Source organism: Longispora albida DSM 44784, assembly GCF_000379825.1.
Lineage (GTDB): Bacteria > Actinomycetota > Actinomycetes > Mycobacteriales > Micromonosporaceae > Longispora > Longispora albida.
Genome location: NZ_KB903813.1, coordinates 846,901 through 866,643, shown reverse-complemented (window position 1 = coordinate 866,643; position 19,743 = coordinate 846,901). Strand labels below are relative to the sequence as shown.

General features: G+C 69.9%; 9 protein-coding genes. 4 read left to right on the top strand and 5 right to left on the bottom strand.

Going from position 1 to position 19,743, the window contains the following annotated elements:
• Positions 1 to 100: 100 nt before the first annotated feature.
• Positions 101 to 1,072: a C40 family peptidase gene (locus A3G1_RS0104085; protein ID WP_018348190.1), complete on the top strand. Its 972-nt coding sequence runs from the start codon at positions 101 to 103 to the stop codon at positions 1,070 to 1,072.
• 57 nt (positions 1,073 to 1,129) lie between these two features.
• Here A3G1_RS0104085 and A3G1_RS0104080 read toward each other — a convergent pair whose 3' ends face one another.
• Both A3G1_RS0104080 and A3G1_RS0104075 read right to left on the bottom strand, forming a co-directional pair.
• Positions 1,130 to 2,077, bottom strand: a complete 948-nt coding sequence (locus tag A3G1_RS0104080; protein WP_018348189.1) for a sigma-70 family RNA polymerase sigma factor — start codon at positions 2,075 to 2,077, stop codon at positions 1,130 to 1,132.
• 210 nt (positions 2,078 to 2,287) lie between these two features.
• Positions 2,288 to 3,196, bottom strand: coding sequence for a DMT family transporter (locus A3G1_RS0104075; RefSeq protein WP_026211793.1), 909 nt, complete (start codon positions 3,194 to 3,196; stop codon positions 2,288 to 2,290).
• Between the two features lie 187 nt (positions 3,197 to 3,383).
• On the opposite strand from A3G1_RS0104075, the gene A3G1_RS0104070 reads away from it, so the two are divergent.
• The 3 genes from A3G1_RS0104070 (at position 3,384) to A3G1_RS0104060 (ending at position 6,516) form a co-directional block, all read left to right on the top strand.
• Complete coding sequence (locus A3G1_RS0104070; RefSeq protein ID WP_018348187.1) at positions 3,384 to 4,649, top strand: FAD/NAD(P)-binding protein; 1,266 nt, start codon at positions 3,384 to 3,386, stop codon at positions 4,647 to 4,649.
• Between the two features lie 20 nt (positions 4,650 to 4,669).
• The gene (locus tag A3G1_RS0104065) at positions 4,670 to 5,203 is read left to right on the top strand and encodes a DUF6609 family protein (RefSeq protein WP_018348186.1); all 534 of its coding nucleotides are present in this window, start codon (positions 4,670 to 4,672) and stop codon (positions 5,201 to 5,203) included.
• 131 nt (positions 5,204 to 5,334) lie between these two features.
• Positions 5,335 to 6,516: a WD40/YVTN/BNR-like repeat-containing protein gene (locus A3G1_RS0104060; protein ID WP_018348185.1), complete on the top strand. Its 1,182-nt coding sequence runs from the start codon at positions 5,335 to 5,337 to the stop codon at positions 6,514 to 6,516.
• A 66-nt stretch (positions 6,517 to 6,582) separates the two neighbouring features.
• On the opposite strand, the gene A3G1_RS38095 is transcribed toward A3G1_RS0104060, so the two are convergent.
• The 3 genes from A3G1_RS38095 to A3G1_RS0104045 form a co-directional block, all read right to left on the bottom strand.
• Positions 6,583 to 7,452, bottom strand: a complete 870-nt coding sequence (locus tag A3G1_RS38095; protein WP_018348184.1) for an alpha/beta fold hydrolase — start codon at positions 7,450 to 7,452, stop codon at positions 6,583 to 6,585.
• A gap of 19 nt (positions 7,453 to 7,471) precedes the next feature.
• Positions 7,472 to 9,226 (bottom strand): M23 family metallopeptidase, encoded by a 1,755-nt coding sequence (locus A3G1_RS42075; RefSeq protein WP_018348183.1) that lies wholly within the window; start codon positions 9,224 to 9,226, stop codon positions 7,472 to 7,474.
• A gap of 139 nt (positions 9,227 to 9,365) precedes the next feature.
• The gene (locus A3G1_RS0104045; RefSeq protein WP_157640885.1) at positions 9,366 to 19,661 is read right to left on the bottom strand and encodes a DUF7507 domain-containing protein; all 10,296 of its coding nucleotides are present in this window, start codon (positions 19,659 to 19,661) and stop codon (positions 9,366 to 9,368) included.
• Positions 19,662 to 19,743 lie beyond the last annotated feature (82 nt).

Sequence of the window (19,743 nt, the reverse complement as noted above, 5' to 3'; positions counted from 1 at the left end):
CGCTTTTCCTTGCGTAGTAGGCATTTCCGGGGCTGGCCCGGGGCTGTGTGGTGCGGGTAACGTTGGCCGGGCTTGTCTCCCTCAGGAAGGTTCGCGCTGCGTGACTCCCGTCCGACGAAAGCCGTTCCGCCTCCTCGCCGCGGCCCTGCTGGCCGCAGCCCTCACCGTCTCCCTCGGCCCCGGTGCGGCGTACGCGGAGCCGACGCCCGCCGAGATCGCCAAGCAGATCGACGAGCAGGCCGAGAAACTCGAGAAGGTCATCGAGGACTACAACAAGGTCGGCGAGCAGCTCAAGGTGACCAGGGCTAAGGCAGCCCAGCTCAACGAGCAGCTCAAGCCGATGCAGGACAAAGTGGACGCGGCCCGGCAGCGGATCGGGATCGTCGCCGCCAACGCGTACAAGGGCGGCAACATCTCCTCCACGAGCGCCATGCTCGCCGCGAGCTCCCCGAAGGTGATGGTCGAGCAGCTCACCATGCTCGACCAGTTCGCAGCGGGCCAGCGCCGCGACATCGAGGCGTACACGAAGCTCAAGGCCCAGTACGACGGGGAGAAGAGCAAGCTGGACCTGGTCCTCGGCGAGCAGACCAAGCAGGAACAGGACCTGGCCGCCCAGAAGACGAAGATCCAGGAAGACATCAAGAAGCTCGAGGAGCAGAAGAAGAAGGCCGGCGTCACCAACCCGCCGCAGCCTCCGGCTCCCCCGGCGCCCCACCTGCCCGGCCCGGCAGGCAAGGCCGTCGACTTCGCGTACGGGGTGATCGGCAAACCGTACATCTTCGGCGCCGAGGGCCCCAACGGCTACGACTGCTCCGGCCTGACCCTGGCAGCCTGGCACGCCGGTGGCGCCTCGCTGCCGCACAACGCCGCCATGCAGTACAGCCAGACGTCCCGGATCGGCCGTGGCGACCTGATGCCCGGCGACCTGGTCTTCTCCAACGGCCTCGGGCACGTGGCGATCTACATCGGCAACGACCAGGTCATCCACGCCCCGCAGCCCGGCCAGAACGTCAAGATCGCCAGCATCACGCAAATCGGCGGCCTGTACGGGTACGGCAGGGTCAGGATCTAGGCGAGAGCAAAGAGAAACCCCGGCGGGATCACCCGCCGGGGTTTCTCGTTTGTGTGCTTACGCCGCTACCGAGGACATGCCCTCCGACTTGGCCAGCTCGCGGAGGCGGCCCAGGGCCTGGATCTCGAGCTGGCGGATGCGCTCCCTGGACAGGGAGAACCGCTGCGCCACCTCGGTCAGGGAGTGCTCCCGGCCGTCCTCCAGGCCGTAGCGGGCCCGGACGATGCCAGCCGAACGGTCGTCGAGGTGCCGGATCATCGTGTCGATCCGCTCGCGCTCCAGGCCGGCCAGGACGATGTCCTCGGGGCTGGGCGCGTCGGAGTCGGACACCAGGTCCCCGAGGCTGGTGTCGCCGTCGTCGCCGACCGGCGTGTCCAGGGAGACGGTGTCCTGCGACCAGCGCTTGAGCTCGTTGACCCGCTCCACCGGGACGCCGAGGGCGTTGGCCAGCTGCTCGGGCTCCGGCTCGCCGCCCAGCTCGCGGGTGAGCTGGCGGGCCATGCTGCGCATCCGGTTGACGTCCTCCACGAGGTGGACGGGCAGCCGGACGGTGCGCTCCTGCTGGGCGATGGCCCGGCTGATCGCCTGCCGGATCCACCACGTCGCGTACGTGGAGAACTTGAAGCCCCGCACGTAGTCGAACTTCTCGACCGCGCGGACCAGGCCGGTGTTGCCCTCCTGGATCAGGTCGAGCATCGGCATGCCGCTGCGCACGTACCGGCGGGCGATCGACACCACGAGCCGCAGGTTGGCCTTGATGAACTGGTCCTTGGCCTTCTGGCCCTCGGACACGAGCTGCGACAGGTCAGCCGGGCTGACTCCCTGCGGGACGGCGTCGTCCTCCAGGAGCCGCTCGGCGTACAGCCCGGCCTCGACAGCCTTCGCCAGATCCACTTCTTCTGCCGCGTCGAGGAGGGGCGTCTTGGAAATCTCGTGCAAGTAGACACCGACCAGGTCGCGCTCCTCGGCAACCTCATCAGTCCGCAGAACCCGGGTCTTCTCCACGCGCGCCGAACCTCCCGTGCTTGACGTGTCACTGGAATAACGAGCGACGATGCCCGCCCATTCCGGATGCCAGCCATCCGGCCATGAGACGTAGGTAACTCGCGGCGGTGACGGCGCCACGGGTGACCACATTCAGTGAGACGCCCAGGGGTGGCCCCCAGGTTCCCAGTGTGCAAACGACCACAGGCCGCAACCTGCCGTTTTACACAATTACGCGCGAGATTTAACCGGCAAACTTCGCGATACGGCTGGCTGACGGCGAATCAGGGCCACGCTGCCGAGCACGATCGCGGCTCCCAGGACGATCTGCGGGCTGAGGTCCTCACCGAGAGCGAGCGCACCGAGCGTGACGGCGACGATCGGAGCCAGGTACGTGGTCAGGGATGCGACAGCCGGGCCCTCGTCGACCACGAGCCGGTAGTTCATGACCAGGGCGGCACCGGTACCGGCGGCGCCGAGGGCGAGGAGGGCCGCGACGGAGTCCAGCCGCCACTCGGGAGCCTTCAGCCCGCCGAGGAACGGCAGGGCGACCAGGGTGAGGACCGTGGCGGCGCTCAGCTGGGAGGCCATCATGACGGCCGGCTCGTAGCCCCGGCCGACGAGGTACTTCTCCTGCCAGATGAAGCCGACGCCGTAGAAGGCCGAGGCCGCCAGGCAGGCCACCCCGCCCCAGCTGGCCGCCTGGGAGCTGGACTCCCAGGGCGAGAAGATGATGAGCACCCCGGCGAAACCGAGGACGATCCCGGCGACCCGCAGCCACGTGACCCGCCGGTCCTTACCCGCCAGGTATCCCAGGAGGATCGTCCACAGTGGCGTGGTCGCGTTGGCCACGCCGGCGATGCCCGAGCTGACCTGCTTCTCGCCGACGGCGAAGAGGAGGAAGGGCAGCAGGTTGGCGAGGAGGCCCATCACGCCCATGTGCACCCAGAGCATGGGTTCCCTCGGGAGGCCCTTGCCGCGCAGGGCGAGGACGGCGAGGAGGACGGCAGCGCCCGCGGCCAGCCGGCCGAGGACGATCTGGATCGGCTCGAAGCCCCGGAGCCCGACGGCGATGAACAGGAAACTCGAGCCCCAGATCAAGCCGAGTGCCGCGAGCCTAGCGAGACTTCCACGCTGCATGAGCTGGACAGTATGCCTGAACTGTAAGGGGCACAAGCGGGTTCCGGACCTGATGCCCGGTGATGATCAACACTGCGCCGGGCCCGGTTCCGGCATGCCAGGCGGGTTTCCCTATCGGATTAGTAGGTATATCGGTTACGCTGTGTCGGCCTGGTGTGTTCGCACTGCGTATCCCCCGGAGGTCGGCATGGGCCGGAGCACGATGACCGTGATCGGCGGCGGATGCAGCGGGGCGATCGTCGCCGCGCACCTGCTGCGCACCAGGGACGCCCGGGTCGTGCTGATCGAGCCGGGCCCGCGCCTCGGCCGGGGCCTCGCGTACGGGACGGACGACTCGTGGCACCTGCTCAACTCGCCGGCCTCGGCGATGAGCGCCAGGACCGGCGAGCCGGACGACTTCGTGCGCTGGTGCGGGTGGCAGCGGCTGCCGGGCGCGCCGGGCGGGTTCCTGCCCCGGCGGGCGTACGGCAGGTACGTGGAGGCGACGCTGGAGGACGCCGCCGAGGCGCATCCCGGCCGGCTGGAGATCGTCCACCAGCGGGCGCTGCGGATCGCCGGTGGCGTGGTGGAGCTGGACAACGGGCGGTCGGTACGGTCCGACTGGGTCGGGCTCGCGCTCGGGCACTCCAGGCCCGCGCATCCGGCGGGCGCTCCGGTCGGCTCGCCGCGGTACGTGCCGGATCCGTGGGCCCCGGGCGCGCTGGGCGGTATCAGCCCCGGTGAGCCGGTCGTCCTGCTCGGCACGGGGCTGACGGCTGTGGACGTGGCGCTGAGCCTGAGCAGGCGGGGGCACTACGGCGGGATCCATCTGCTGTCCCGGCACGGGCTGATGCCGAGGGCGCACGTCGTCCCGGCTGCCGTGGTGGATCCGATGCCGCCCCTGCCCGAGGGCGGGCACTCGCTGAGGGAGATCCTGCGGATGACCCGGTCGGCGGCGGAGGAGGCCGGGGACTGGCGGCCGGTCGTCGACGCGCTGCGGCCCCGGATCAACCAGCTGTGGGCGTGGCTGAGCCCGGAGGACCGGGGCCGGTTCCTGCGGCACGTCATGCGGTACTGGGAGGTGCACCGGCACCGGATGGCCCCGGTCGTCGCCCGCGCGGTGGAGCGGCTGCTCGACTCCGGTGACCTGACCGTGACGGCCGGGCAGCTCGCCGGGTCCACAGGGGAGGCCGTGGTGCTCTCGGACGGCAGGGCGATCCCTGCCAGACGGGTCGTCAACTGCACCGGCCCCGGTGCGTACCCGACGTCGCAGCTGATCCGGTCGCTGGTGACCAGCGGGCAGGCCAGGTACGACGCGCTGGGGCTGGGGCTCGATGTGGACGGAGCGGGGATGCTCGTCGGCCGGTCCGGTAAGGCGTCGGCGCGGCTGTGGGCGGTCGGGCCGCTGCGCCGGGGCCGGTGGTGGGAGACCACTGCGGTACCGGAGATCAGGGCGCAGGCCGCCGCCCTGTGACAGGCCCTAGGGTGTTGATCATGGACACCCCCTCCCTGCTGGCCCTGACCGGCGACCACCCGTACCCGCTGATCCGCGGCGGCGGGCTGTTCCTGATCTTCGTGGGGCTCGGCTTCACGCTGGGCTGGCTGTTCCCCCGGCGCTGGGTACCGCTGGCGATCGGGGGCGGGATCGCGGGGATCACCGCCAGCGGGCTGAGCGCCCTGCTGCCCTCGCTCGGCTCGCCTTCCCTTGTCCACATCGGAGCGCTCGCCGCCGCCATCGTGGCCGAGATGGGGCTGATCGCCCTGGTGGTCAACAGGTTCAGGGAGTCCGGTGAGCGGACGCTGATCGGCTGGATCCTGCTCGTGGTCGGCGCGCACTTCGTCCTGATGGGCCTCGCGCACGGGCCGCTGATCGCCCTGCTCGGCGTGCTGGCCACCCTCAACGCGCTCGCGGCCCTGACCGTCACGCGGGTACCGCTGCGGGCGTTCGGGCTGGTGGACGGGCTGCTCAAGCTCGGGTTCGGGCTGTGGATGCTGCTGGAGTACCCGGCTTTCACGTACGGGTTCTAGCGCGAGGTTTGTGACTGTTACAGGTTCGGTCGCATGACATGTCTCACATGACTGTCCACTGTGCACGGACGCTTTTCATGATCAAAGCTTGGGGAGTTCAGACCACCACGATCTGGGGGTAGGAAATCCACATGCGAAAGCTCGCAACCGGCGTCACCGCCTCGCTGTCAGCGGCACTGGCGGTGCTGTCCATGTCCGGGACCGCTACCGCGGCCACGACCTGGACCATCAACCCGAACTGCTCCACCGTCACCGGCCCCGGCGGCCTGTCCTACACCAAGGACGACGGCGCGACGATCAAGCCGACGACGAACGCGGCCACGCCGATCACGTACACGGTGGGCCTCGCGGCCCTGGACACGGCCAACACCCTGGTCGCCGTCCAGGAGAAGACGATCCAGTCGCCGTACTCCACCACGCAGACCGTCTACCGCTCCACCAACGCCGGCTGCACCTGGACCTCCGTGGGCGTGCTGCCCGAGGGCTGGTTCGTCAAGGTGACCGCCGCGAAGGGCGGCCGGGCGTACCTGTGGTCGGACTCCGGCAGCGCCGGCCTGTACCGGATGACCGGCACCACCATCACCCCGCTCACCGACCCGACGCTCGCCGAGCCGACCCCGGACGGCCAGGTCGGCCACGTCGGCCTCGGCGTCGACCCGGCCAACGGGCTGCACGTGCTCCTGGCCGGCTACGACGGCAAGGTGTGGGAGTCGTTCAACGGCGGCAACTCGTGGACGAAGCGCGGCAACGGCCTGCCCGGCCAGTCGTTCTACGACGTGTCGTGGGACCCGAAGAACCTGTACCACGGCGTCGCGGGCCTCGGCACCGTCGGCACGTTCTACACCTACGACGGCGGCCAGACCTGGTCGCAGTGGACCGGCAGCGGCATCGACCTGACCCCGGCCGACCAGTGGGGCGTGAACATCCTGTCGGTCGCGGTGTCCCCGGCTGACGGCAACGTCGTGTACGCCGAGGGCATCGACGTCGGCCAGTACGAGGCGCAGCACCCCTCGCAGGGCCGCCACCTGTGGCGCTCCAACGACGGCGGGCAGACCTGGGCCGCCGTGTTCGACCAGAACGCCGAGGTCACGCTCTACAACGGGAACCCGCTGTTCCCGCACCCGACCGACGCGAACACGCTGTATTTCACCTACGGCACCAACTTCAGCGCCTACGGTTCGGACCTGTACAAGTACAGCCACACCAGCGGCACCGTGACGAAGACGCACAACACCTTCCACGACATCGACGCCGTGGCGTTCAACCCGCTCAACGCGAACACCCTCTACCTGGGCCTGGCCGTCGAGCCGTAAAGAGCACTGAGCAGTAGAGAGCAGTAGGTGGGCAGGGCCGCGGGATGGGAACTCCGCGGCCCTGTCTCATGCCAGGAAGCGCCTGATGTGCTCCGCGTAGAGTTCCGGCTGCTCGATGGGGCTGTGGGCGCTGCGGTCGAGAATGCCGAGGCGGGCGCCGGGCAGCCGGTCGGCGAGGTCGCGGCAGGCGTCCACGCCGATCGCCCGGTCGTAGACGCCGACCACGACGAGGGCCGGCAGGTCGAGCGCCGCCAGGTCGTCGAGCAGGTTGCCGGGACGCGGCTCGCGGAAGACGTCCGTGCCGAAGTCCGGGTCGGACTCGATGCCCAGGCTCGGGATCTTTCCGGCGAAGGACGGGTCGTGCAGGGCGAAGCGGGCGGCCGTCTCGCCGCTCATCTCCCGCCACAGGCCGGCGACCAGCGGGTAGGACAGCTCGCCGGGGAGGTGTTCCAGGGTGGACGCGTGCGCGCGGACCTTCTCGCGGAAGGGTTCGTCGGCCACGGCGTCCATCGCGGCCAGCCTGCCGGAGCAGCGCAGCGGGCCAGCGATCGACGGCGCGCCCAGCGCGAGCCTGCGCACCCGGCCGGGGAACGCCACGGCGTACTCTGCCGCGACCTGCCCGCCGAAGGAGAACCCGGCGAGGTCGATCCGCTCAGCGCCCAGCGCACCCCGCAGCGCCTCCAGGTCAAGAACAAGATCCCGCATCGTGTACCGGCCGGGAGTGCGCTCCGATCGGCCGCACCCGCGCTGGTCGTAGTACACAATGGTCAGTTCCTCGGCCATGAACGGCCCGACGGTGCGCTCCAGCAGGAAGGCGTTCGCACCCGGGCCGCCGTGCACCAGCACGACCGGTGTCGTCGCGTGCTCCGCACCGGCCACCCGGACCCAGTGCTCCACGCCGTTGAGTGTGAGCTTGTGTTCCCCGTTAGTCAGCACGGGCGCAAGGCTATCCGCTTCAGGGCGCCAGCCACGGCCCCGGATCGACGGCCCGGCCGCCGAGGCGGACCTCGAAGTGCAGGTGCGGGCCGGTGGAAGCGCCGGTGGAACCAGCCTCGCCGATCACCTGGCCTGCCGTGACAGCCTGGCCCGGCTCGACCCTGATCACCGACTGGTGCGCGTAGCAGGTGCTCAGGCGATCACCGTTGAGCCGGCCGTGCTCCACACAGGTCAGCCTGCCGTACCCGTCGCCGTGGTCACCGGCCCGCGAGACCACCCCCGGTGCCGCCGCGCGGATCGGCTCGCCCATCGCGGCGTCGAGGTCCAGACCCTCGTGGAGCTGCCAGCGGTGGTAGTACGGGTCGTCACGGTGCCCGAACCCGCTGTTCAGGCCGCCGGGAACGGGGCGCAGCAGCTTGCCGCCCTGGTACGTGGCCGACTCGGCCCGGCTGCCCTTGAGCAGGTCGGCGACCGCCGTGGTGAGCCTCGTGCCCTCCGCTTCGAGCCGGGTCAGCTCCAGCCTGTTGGCCTGGAGCGTGCCTTCGAGCGTCGTGACGGCCTCCGCGGCCACCTTCGGCGTGCCCCGCATGGTCTTCAGATCGGCCTCGGTGCGGGTGAGCGTGTCGTTGACGTACTGGGCCAGCCCGAGAACCAGGTGCAGCCCGGCGACGGCCTGCCCGCCCTTCTCCACCGGGCCGGCCGGTGGCCGGGCACCCTGGTCGGGCGCGGTGGCCGTCCGGGGGCCTTCCGAGGCGACAGGGCGCAGGGGCGGCTTCTCGGCTGGCGTTGACGGCGGGGCAGCCTGAGTAGACGGCCTGGTGACAGGCGGCCTGGCCGTTGCTGGCTTGGCGGTACCTGGCTTGGTGGCTGGGGGCTTGGTCGCCTCAGGGTGCGGCAGAGCGTCTGGTGTGGACGGTGCCGCCTCGATGGACGTCGCGGGGCCGGACAGCGCCGCCGCGAGTACCAGCACGAGGACACCTGCCGCTCCGGCCGGAAGCCCCCGGCGGCGGAAGACGCTCCGGCGGTGGCGGCCCCGGTACGCGAGGCGCGGCTTGAGCCTTGACCCCAGGCCCGGGAACCGGTGCCCCCGCACGAAGAGCTTGTGCCCGGTCAGGCCGGCGATGGCGAGGCCGCCGATCAGCACGGCGAAGGCGATCGCTTCGCCCGGCGAGGACGGCAGCACGTCGGAGATGGTCGCCGGGGCCATCAGGTCCAGGATCTGCTCGTCGCCCGCCTCGGAACCGGGCTCGGGAGCCGGGGACGCGCTGGGCTGCGCCGCAGGACCGGCCACGGCTGTGAGCACGTAGGCGTTGGCCGAGACGTTGTCGGCCTGGTCCGGGTCCTGGGCTGCCGTGACGACGGCCTGGTTACGGACCACGTCCCCCGGGCGGGCTTCCGGGGAGATCTGCCCGGTGACGACGATGACGGCGGGTTCGCCGGGCTGCCGGGCGGTGACGACCCTGCACCGTACCGAGCGCGTGTTCGCCGGCTCGCAGGCAGAGTCCGTACCCGACGCGGCGAGGCCGGTGACGTCGGCCGTGGTCTCGAAGGTGACCTGCACGCCAGCCGTACCGGCCGCCTCAGCCCCCCGGACGACGAGCCGGTGCGTCACGGCCTGGCCGGCGCTGGCCGCGATCGGCGAGCTGACCAGGTGCACGGCGGCCGGTACCTGGTCGGCGGCACCGGCCGGCAGCCCGGACAGGAGGAACACCGCCGCGGCGCCGGACATCAGCAACGCGGCCCCGAGCCAGGACACAGCCGACCGGATCGTCATGTTCGCCCCTTTCTGCCCGGTACCCAGAAATGAACGTAGTTATTGATCTGTGATTTTTGGGGCGAACGCTGATATTCCACAACAGACGTCCGGGGCCTGGAGCGTCATGCTCCAGGCCCCGGACGGTGAGGCGATCGGCCTACGCCTCGTAGGTCACCCTCCTCCGCCACAGGCTCGTCGCCAGGAGCAGCGCCCCGCCGAGGATCAGCAGCACCCCGCCCGCCATGAGGAACGGCATCAGCGTCGAACCCGTCACCGGCATCGGCGGCGGCCCGGGCGGAACCGGAGGCTTCGGCGGGTAGGGCTGTTCGGTGGGGCCGGGCCCATCGGTAGGCGCCGGCGGCGGCACCTGCGTGCCGGTCGGGTTCGTGGTCGGGCTCATAGTCGGGTTCGCGGTCGGCTTGCTGGTCGGGTCAGGACCGGGCGTTCCGGTCGGATCAGGGCCAGGCTTGCCGGTCGGATCAGGACCGGGTTTACCCGTGGGGTCCGGGCCTGGCTTTCCGGTCGGATCAGGGCCAGGCTTGCCCGTCGGGTCAGGGCCGGGCTTACCCGTCGGATCAGGGCCGGGCTTGCCGGTCGGGTCCGGGCTGGGCTTGCCCGTGGGGTCCGGGCTGGGCTTGCCTGTGGGATCGGGGCTGGGCTTGCCCGTGGGATCGGGGCTCGGCTTGCCGGTCGGGTCCGGGGACGGTTTCCCTGTGGGATCTGGGGACGGTTTGCCGGTGGGGTCTGGTGAAGGCTTGCCTGTCGGGTCCGGTGAAGGCTTTCCCGTGGGGTCAGGGGACGGTTTGCCGGTCGGGTCCGCGGTGGGTGTTGCCGTGCCGCCCGCGACGGTGCAGGCCTCGCCGTTGAGCTTGTTGCCGTTGGCCACCGCCGTCGCCTGGTTCCGCAGGCCCGTGCCCTTCTCGTCGCCTTCCATCGTGCAGTTGGCTGCCCTGGCGGAGATCGCGGGCGGTACCTTCACCCGGACCATCACCAGCCACGCGTGCTCGGTCCTCGGCCCGATGGTCACCGCCGTGGCCATCCTGGTCTTGGCCCGGCCGTCCCAGCCGGCCTGCGGTGTGGCCGGCTTCGGGTCGCCGATCGCCGCCGCCAGTACCTGGACACCGTCGCCGAAGGTCAGGGTGTCGTCCAGGTCGTAGCTGCCCGGTCCGGCACCGGCGTTGGTCACCTTGATCTGGTACGCGAGGTCGTAGGTGCCCGGCTGGCCGGCCACCGGAGAGCTGCCGAGGTGCTTCTTGGTGATGGTGGTGCTGGGCAGTTCGGTACAGGCCCTGGCCTCGCCGGTGCTGGCGCCGGTCAGTGTGGCCGTGTTCAGCGTGCCGGTGCCCTTCTCCGCGCCGTCGAGCGCGCAGTCCGTCTCGCCGGCGGGGACGGCTGCGGGTACCTGGGCGTTCAGGGAGATCGTGAACGTGTGGGTCGCGCCGCCCGCGATCTCCTTGTCGGTGACGATCCGGGTCCTCGTCCGGCCGTCCCAGCCCGTTTCGAGCATGGTGCCCGTCGCGGTGATCCGGCCGGCCAGGACGGTCACCCCGGTGCCGTACCTGAGGGAGTCGTCCAGGGTGTACTTGCCGGTGCCGCCGCCCTCGTTGGTGACCTTGACCTCGTACACGAGATCGTAGGTGCCGTCACCCTTCGGCAGGGCCGAGACCAGGGCCTTGCGCACCGTCACCTTCGGATCCGGGTCCACTGTGGGTGGTTCGACCTCCCCGCAGGACTCCCGGTTCTGGGCCTGGCCGCCGACGAGCAGGGTGGCCTGGTTGAGCGTTCCGGTGCCTCTCTCAGCCGGGGCCAGGACGCAGTCCCTGGCTCCGGCGGTGATCGCCTGGGTGATCCGGAAGCGGACGGTCGTCGTCCACACGTGGGTGGCGTTCGCCGCGATCGGCTCGCCGTTCGTCAGCGTGGTCTTCGTCCGGCCGTCCCAGCCGCCCGGCTTCTGGGCGAGGCCGCCCGGCTGGGTGTTCACGGTGGTGGCCGCGCTGACGACGGTCCCGTCCCCGTACTTGAGGACGTCGACCAGGTCGTAGGCCGAAGCCGCCGCGCCGGTGTTCTGCACGCGCAGCTCGTAGACGGCCTCGTACTCGTTCGTGCCCACCTTCTTCGGCTTCTGCGTCATCGTCTTCGTGAAGAGGACGCTGGAGATCTCCCGGCAGTCCGACTGCACGTCCTTGTTGCCGTCGACGGTGACCGTGGCCTCGTTGAGCAGGCCGGTACCCGTCTCGCCGGCGTCCACCTTGCAGTCGGCGGCCTTCGCGTCGGCGGTCGCAGGCAGCTTGGCGGTGACGGTCACCCGGTACACGTGTGCCGTGTCGCCGGGGATCGCCTGGCTGGTGACCACGTTCGTCTTCGTGGTGCCGTTCCAGTCCGCGCTGGGCGTCACGCCGGCCGGTGCCGTGGTCACGGCCGCCGACTGGACCTGCACGCCGCCGGCGAAGCGCAGCTGGTCGTCCAGCGTGTACTGGCCGGGCACCTTGCCGACCGTGCGGACCCGCAGCTCGTACACGATCTCGGTCACGCCGCCGCCCTTGGCGGTCATCGAGACCACCTTCTTCGGTTCGTGGACGACGACGGGCGTGCCGCCGCAGTCGAGCTGGGTGTCCGACTGGCCGTTGACGTCGACCCTGGTCTCGTTCAGGGTGCCCGTGCCGGACTCGGTGCCGGTGCGGACACAGCCGATCGTCTCCGAGGTGACCATCGACTTGTCGACCTTGTACCGGGCCTTCACCGTCCACACGTGGCTGCTCCTGCCCGCGATCACCTGGCCGTCGGCCACCTTGGTCTGGCCGGTGCCGTTCCAGGCCGCCACGGGGGTGAGGCTGCCCGGCTGGGTGCTGGTCACGCTCGGCGCGGGCTGGATGTTCACGCCCTTGCCGTACTTGAGCTCGTCGGTCAGGGAGTACCTGCCCTCACCGGCGCCCCCGTTGGTGACGGTGACGTCGTACAGGATCTCGAAGGTGTCCGGCTGACCGGCGACCGGCGACGGCGTGCCGGCCCTCACCTTCTTCGTCAGCTCGATGCTCGGCGTCTCCTTGCACGCCGTGCTCGTGTCCGGCTGGCCGTTCACCGTGACCGTCGAGGTGTTGAGGAGGCCGGTACCCGTCTCGCCGTCGTCGAGCTTGCAGTCGGTCGCCTTGGCGTCTGCCGTCCTGAGCGGCACGGTGGCCTGGACGGTCACGCGGTAGACGTGAACCGCGCCGCCCGCGATCACCTGGTCCGTGACGATGTTCTTGTCCACCGGGCTGTTGTTCCAGCTGGAGTTGACCGTCACCCCGGCGGGCCTGGTGGTCACCGCCGCCGTGTGGATCGTCGTGCCCGCTCCGAACCTGAGCGCGTCGTCCAGGGTGTACCTGCCCTCGGACGCGCCGGAGTTCTCGACCGCGATCTCGTACACCAGCTCGGTGATCCCGCTGCCCTTGTCCGTCGCGGACACCAGCGTCTTCGGCTTCTGCTTCACCTGGCCGGCCAGGCCGGCAGGCTTGCAGTCCTCCTTCGCCGACTGGCCGCCGGTGAAGGTCACCGTGGCCTCGTTGCGGGTACCGGTGCTGCCGTTCTCGCCCGGGTCCACGGTGCAGTCGCCGGACGTGGCGGTGTACGAGGCGCTGTCGATCTTGAAGAACGCGTCCACCCGCCACACGTGGCTGGCCTTGCCGGCGATCTTCTGGTCCTGGGTGACCTTCGGCTGGCCAGCCGCGTCGAACCCGGCCACCGCCGCCAGCGCGCCCGGCGTCACGTTGGTCACGACCGGCAGTTCCTGGACCGTGACACCCTTGCCGAACCTGAGCTGGTCAGTGAGGGAGTACGTGCTCTCGGCGCTGCTGGTGTTCGTGACGGTCAGGTCGTAGGTGATCCGGTACAGCCCCGGGTAGCCCGGTACCGGCTTCACCTCGCCGGCCTTCTTGTCCAGCGTGATCGCCGCTGTCTCCTGGCAGGCCTGGGCCCGGCTCGTCTTGCCGTCGACGAGGATCGAGCCCTCGTTCAGCAGGCCGGTGCCGATCTCACCCGAATCCAGCGTGCAGTCGCCGGCCTTGGGGTCCAGGGTCGCGGGCAGCTTCGCGACGATCTTGAGCCGGTACGTGTGCGTCCCGCCGGCCGCGATCGACTGCGCGGGCGACAAGGCCGTGTCCGCAATTCCGTTCCAGTTCTTGTTGAAGGCCACGCCTGCCGGGGTACTGGCGACGGACGCCGAGCTGATCGTGATGCCCGCGCCGTACCTGAGCTGGTCACTGGCCTCGTAGGTCTTGCTCGCGGAACCAGGGTTACGCACGACGAGGTCGTACTCGGCCGTCGACGTGCCGTCGGGGTTCGCCGTCACGGAGGCGACCTTCTTCTCGATCAGCACCGTGGACACCTCGGCGCACGCCTGGCCCTCGGTCTTCTGCCCGTTGATCGTGAGCGTGGCCTCGTTCAGCGTGCCGGTGCCGGTCTCCTCCGCGTCCTTCCGGCAGTCGCCTGAGGCCGCCGTGAGCTTGGCCGTGTCGAGGGTGTACCGGACCGCGAGCCTGTAGGCGTGCACCGTGTTCGCCGCGATCGTGCCGCCCTTGACGACCGAGGTGTCTGCCGCGCCGTCGTAGGCGGGGCTGGGGTCGGGCGCGCCCGGGCCGGCCTTGGTCACGACCGGCTTGCCAGCCACCGTCAGGCCCTGGCCGAAGCTGAGCTTGTCCGCCAGGTCGTAGGCGGCCGGGGCGGCACCGGAGTTGGTGACCTGGAGCTGGTAGACGATCTCGTACGTGCCCGGCTGGCCGTCGACCGGGGCCGGCTGGTTCAGCACCGACTTCGCGAACGTGACACTCGGGATCGGGTCACAGGCCTGCTTGGTGCTCGTGCCGCCCTTCGACGTGGCGAGAGCCTCGTTCAGAAGGCCGGTACCGGCCTCGTCCGGGTCGAGCCTGCAGTCGGACGGCTCCGGTTTGCCGCCGGCGTCCAGCGGCAGCCGCACCCTGACGGAGATGGTGTACACGTGCCGGACCGTCCGCCCGATCGCCTGGCCGGTGACGATCTTCGTGGTGGCCTGCCCGTCCCAGTTCTGGTCGGCGGCGATGTCGGCCGGCACGCCAGCCAGCTTCGCGCTGATCACCTGCACCGCCGGGCTGAACCGGAGCTTGTCGCTCAGGTCGTACGTCGTCGGCGCGCCCGTGTTGGCGACGGTCACCTCGTAGGCGATGTCCCACGTGCCATCGCCGTTCGGAGTCATCACCTTGCGTTCCTTGGTGAGTGTGACCGGCGTGATCGGCGCGCAGTCCTTGTCCTCGGCCTTGCCGCCCTTGTAGGTGACCGATGCGGTGTTCAGTGTGCCTGTGCCGGTCTCGCCCGGGTCGAGCTTGCAGTCGGCGTCGTCGATCGTCGCGTTGGGCGCGTCGACCGTGAACCGGACCTTCACCGTCCACACGTGCGTGGCACCCGCCTCGATCGCCTGGTCCGTGACGAAGGTGGCCTGGCTGGCGCCGTTCCACCCGGCCTGCGCGGTCAGGCCGCCGGGCGTGGTGTTGGTGATCACCGGGGTGGGCTGGGCCTGGATCGCCTTGCCGTACCGCAGCTCGTCCACGCCCGTGTAGGTGGTGGCGGCTTTGCCGGTGTTGGTGACCGTGACCTCGTACTCCATGTCGAAGGTGTTGTCGACCTGCCCCACGGGCACCGGTTCCTTCGACACCTTCTTGGTCAGAGTGACCGACGGGAGCGGCTCACACGCCCGGCTCTTCCCGGCCCTGCCGTCCACTGTGGTGGTTGCCTCGTTGAGGAAGGCTGTGCCGGTCTCTCCGTTCTGGAGGGTGCAGTCGGTGCTGTCCACGTTGCCGGTACCGGCTGTGACGTTCGCCGTCACCGTGACCTCGTAGGTGTGCGTGGCACCCGCAGCGATCGCCTGGTCCGTGACGAGGTTCCTGGCGGCCTTGCCGTCCCACGCCGGGTTCGGGGTCACCCCGGCCGGCTGGCCCGTCACCTTGGCCGTCCGCACGGCCACCTGGGCGGCGTAGCGCAGCTCGTCGTCCAGTGTGTACTTCCCCGCGCCGTTGGAGTTCGTCACGTCGAGCTGGTACTTGATGGTCCAGAGCCCGTTCGCGTCGGTACCGGCCGAAAGGATCTTCTTCGCCGTGGTGACCGCCGACGGCATGCTCACCGTCGCGCAGGCCGACTGGATGGTCCCCCGGTTGCCGACCTCGACGGAGGCCTCGTTCAGGGTGCCGGTGCCGGTCTCGCCCGTGTCGAGCGTGCAGTCACCCGCCGCCTCGGTGAGCGTGGGCTCCACCTTGTACGTCGCCTGCACCTTCCACGTGTGCGTGGTGTTGGCGCCGATGTCCTGGTCCTTGGTGACCGTGGTCTGGGTGGTGCCGTTCCAGCCGCCGGGGTTCTCGCCGGCCCCGGCCGGGATGGTGGTCACCTTCGCGCTCTGGACGGTCACGCCCGCGCCGAACCTGAGCTTGTCGGTCAGGGTGTACCTGCTCGACGGGTTGCCGGCGTTGCTCATGATCAGCTCGTACTCGACGGTGTACGTGCCCGGCTGCCCAGGCACCGGAGCCGGCTGGGCGCTGATCTTCTTCGTGAAGTCGAGGAACGCCGCAGCGTGGCACGCCTCCTCCTTGTCTGACAGCCCGGCGACAGTCAGCGTCGACTCGTTCAGGTATCCGGTGCCGGTCTCCCCCGCGTCGAGCGTGCAGTCGGCGTTCCTGCGGTCGGCGAACTCCGCTGGCGGCTTCGCCGTCACCGTGATCAGGTAGACGTGCGCGCCCGAAGGCCCGATCGCCTTGTCGGTGACTATGCGGGTGTTGCCCAGGCCGTCCCAGCCCGGCTCGGTGGCGATGTCGCCGGGGACCTCGTTGCCAGCGATGGACTGCTGGATCGTGACGCCGGTGCCGAAGCGCAGCTTGTCGTCCAGTGTGTACGTTCCGCTGCCGCCGGAGCTCGTCACGATGACCGCGTAGACCAGGACTATGGTGCCGTTGCCGGACGGCGTCGCCGAGACCAGCTGCTTCTCGGACTTGATGATCGGCGCGCTCACGCACTCCTCAGCGCCCTCGGTGCGGCCGTTCGTGGTCACCGACGCCGTGTTGAGCAGGCCCGTGCTGCTGCCCTTCTTGCAGGTCGCGGAGTCGGCGGTCGCGGAGTCGGTCACCGAGAACCTGACGGTGACCGTCCAGACGTGCTGGCCCTGCGCCGCGATCTTCCCGGCGTCGGTGACGACGGTCCGTGTCCGGCCGTCCCAGTCCGCGCGGGCGGTGAGAGTGCCCGGCGTCGTGTTCGCCACGCTGGCCGACTGGACGGTGATGCCCGAGCCGAACTTGAGCGTGTCGTTCAGCAGCGTGTAGTCCTGCTCCGCCGCGGAGTAGTTGAAGACCCGCAGTTCCCATTTCATCTCGTACACGCCGGGCTGGCCAGCCACCGGAACTGGCTGCTGGGTGACGACCTTCTTGAAGCCGGACTCGGCGGTCTCCTGGCAGGCCTGTGCCCTGGCCGTGCGGCCGTCGGTGACGATGGCCGCCTCGTTGAGCAGGCCGGTGCCGGCCTCCCCCGTGTCGAGCGTGCAGTCGGTACTCGCCGGCGCCGCTGGCCACGGCGGGGCCGCCGAGACGGTCAGCTCGTACGTCTGGGTCGAGGTCTGGTCGATCGGCATGTTGCTGACCATCCGCGTCTTGCCCTGGCCGTTCCAGGCCGGGTCGATGTTCGCCCCGGTCGGCTTGCCCGTGACGACCGCCGAGCTGACGACGGTCCCCTCCCCGAACCTGAACCGGTCGTCGAGGTCGTAGATCGCGGGAGCCGCGCCCTTGTTGGCGACCGTGACCCGGTAGACGGCATTCCACTTGCCAGTGGCGTCCTTGCTCGCGCTCATCAGCTGCTTGGAGACGGTGACCGCCGGGATGGGAATGCAGGTCGAGGTGCCCTGCCCGCCGCCGGCGAACGTGATGGACGCCCGGTTGCGGGTACCGGTGCCGGTCTCGGTGGTGTCGAGGATGCAGTCCACTGACTGGTTGGTGGCCTTCGCGGTGTCTACTGTGTACCAGTTGGTCACCGTGTACACGTGGGCGCTGGCCTCCGCGATGTTCACGTTCTCCGCGACGACCGGCTGGCTGCGCCCGTTCCAGTCGGGCCTGACCGTCAGCCCGGCCGGGGACTTGCCGGCGATCACAGCCTTGGTGAGGTCGACGCCGGTGCCGTACTGGACCTCGTCCCTCAGGCTGTACGTGCCGGCACCCTGGCCGGAGTTCGTGACCGTGACCTCGTACTCGATCTCGTAGGTGCCCGGGCTGCCGGCCACCGGGGCCGGGTTCTTCGTGATCTGCTTGCCGACCCTCAGGGCAGCGGCAGACGGCCTGACGTCGCCGGCCGGTACCTCCTTGCTCGCCTGCGGTGACACGACCGGGTTCCCGTCCGGGTCCCTGCCCTGGGTGGTGGCGACGTTCCGCACCTTCCTGGCAGCGACGTCCTCCGGCCTGACGGTGTAGGTCGCCGTGCAGATCGTGGACTCGGCGGCTGCCAGGGTGGTCTTCCCGCAGGCGATGAACACCGCCGCGATCTTGTCGTCGGTGATGGTGAGCCCGCTGACCGGCACGGTGCCGTTGTTCGTGACGGTGTACGTGTAGTCGATGGTCTCACCGGGATTGCCCAGGTTGTCGCTGTTGGCGTCGTTGAGCCTGCCGTCCTTGGCCAGGTCGAGCACAGCGGCTGCCACGGCGGTCAGTACCTCGGCGGAGCCGGGCGGGCTGACGACCTGCTTGCCGCTGGGGTCGTCGGCGCCGGCCGTGGCCGTGGTACGGACCTTGCCGGCATCGGCATCGGCGCTGGTGACGGTGTAGGTGCCGGTACACGTCGTCGACTCGTCCGGCTGGAGCGAGAGCCTGGCGCAGGTGGCCCCCGCCGCCGGAACCTTGTCGTCCTTGATGGCCAGGTTGGTGAGCGCGACGGTGCCCGAGTTCCTGACCGTGTACGTGTAGGCGATCGTCTCGCCGGCGTTGGCCCTGGCGTCGCCGTTCCGGTCGTCGAGCCGGGCGGCCTTGCCGAGTTCCAGCTTGGCCGGCAGTTCGGCGGTCGGGACGTCCTTGGCGCTGGGCGGGCTCACGACGCCGGCGCCCTTCGGGTCCTTGCCCGTCGCGGTCGCGGTGTTCCTGACCGTCCCGGCCGCGACATCGGCAGCCGTGACGGTGTACTTCGCGGTGCACGCCGCCGACTCTCCCGGTGCCAGCGTCGTCTTCGCGCAGGTCGTCGAGCCGGCCGCGTCCTTGTCGTCGGCGATCGCGATGCCCGACATGGTCACGTTGCCGGAGTTCGTGACCGCGTACGTGTAGCTGATCGTCTCGCCCACGTTGCCCAAGGCATCGCCGTTGGCGTCGTTGAGCTTCGCGTCCCTCGCGAGGCCGAGCCTGGCGTCGGGGCTGGGCTCGTACGTGAAGCCGAGGACGCCCCACGCCGTCTCCTCCTCGGCCCCCGCGCGGACGGTGAACGTCCGCGTGGCGGGAGCCACAGTGGTCACGTTCATGGTGTCCACGTCGATGCCGGGGCAGTCGGCCGTCTGGCCATCCCACCCGGTTGACGGGCCCTGCGGGTCGCGCCCGGCGATGTCCTTGCCGAACTGCTCGCAGGTGCCGTTGGCGACCTCCTGGCGCGTGACACCGCCCGACGAGTTCGGGTTCGGGTTCACCGCGTCACCGGTCCGCTTGCCTTCGAGCTGGATCGCGTCCTCGTGGCCCGGGTCGCCGGACACTCCGGTGTGGAACATGGCGACCCTGGCCGGGCTGGCCATCGGTGTCCAGCCCAGGTCGTACGTGGCGTCAGCGGAGGTGTTGTCCGTGCGCAGCCAGCGGTCGCAGAGGGAGACCTGGGTCTGCGGGGAACTCGGGGACGAGTAGACGACGGCGAGCGCCCAGCCGCCGAAGAAGTACGAGGGGAAGGCGTAGACGGGGGTGTCCGCGACGCCGTACGTCCCCGATCCGGCCGCTTTGACGTCGTTCGTCACGTCGAGGATCGCTTGGTGCTCGTTGCCGTGTGCTTCATTATCGAAAACGAGATTATCGACCTCGGAAGCAGTTTTGTCCGAATAGCCGGTACTGCCAGCCACCCGGAACTTGAACCTCTTCGGATCGTCGTAATCGGCGCTGCCCGGCGGGTGGTACTGGCTGCCGTAGACGTAGAGCACGGCCTTGACGACGGTCGCGTCGGCGGGGAGCGCCAGCGGGGCCGTCGCCGAGGTGTTTCGCGTCACGTATGAGTACTTTGTCGGCTGTCCGGTAATATTGTCCGCATTAGCCGCTTTGCCATTGGACGCCTGGAACGTATTGCCGGTCATGACCATGCCGCCCTGCACGGCCCCCTGGAAACGGCAGGTCCAGTCACTGCGGTCGGCCTGCGCGGCCAGCGGCACGATGACCAGGCCAGCCCCGGCCAGGATCATCACGAGGCCCGCCACGAGCCGCCGCCACCAGGCGGACATGCTGACCACACCCCATCCGGCCACTGGCACTCCCCCCGCCACGAACCGCGGACCGGCCAAGCCGGACCCATCCGTCACGGAACGTAGTACCCCCCGGAGTGGCGAT

Excerpts from the sequence above, each read along its gene's own strand:
- A3G1_RS0104075 (WP_026211793.1), bottom strand. The coding sequence starts at position 3,196 with ATGCAGCGTGGAAGTCTCGCTAGGCTCGCGGCACTCGGCTTGATCTGG.
- A3G1_RS0104070 (WP_018348187.1), top strand. The coding sequence starts at position 3,384 with ATGGGCCGGAGCACGATGACCGTGATCGGCGGCGGATGCAGCGGGGCG.
- A3G1_RS0104065 (WP_018348186.1), top strand. The coding sequence starts at position 4,670 with ATGGACACCCCCTCCCTGCTGGCCCTGACCGGCGACCACCCGTACCCG.
- A3G1_RS0104060 (WP_018348185.1), top strand. The coding sequence starts at position 5,335 with ATGCGAAAGCTCGCAACCGGCGTCACCGCCTCGCTGTCAGCGGCACTG.
- A3G1_RS42075 (WP_018348183.1), bottom strand. The coding sequence starts at position 9,226 with ATGACGATCCGGTCGGCTGTGTCCTGGCTCGGGGCCGCGTTGCTGATG.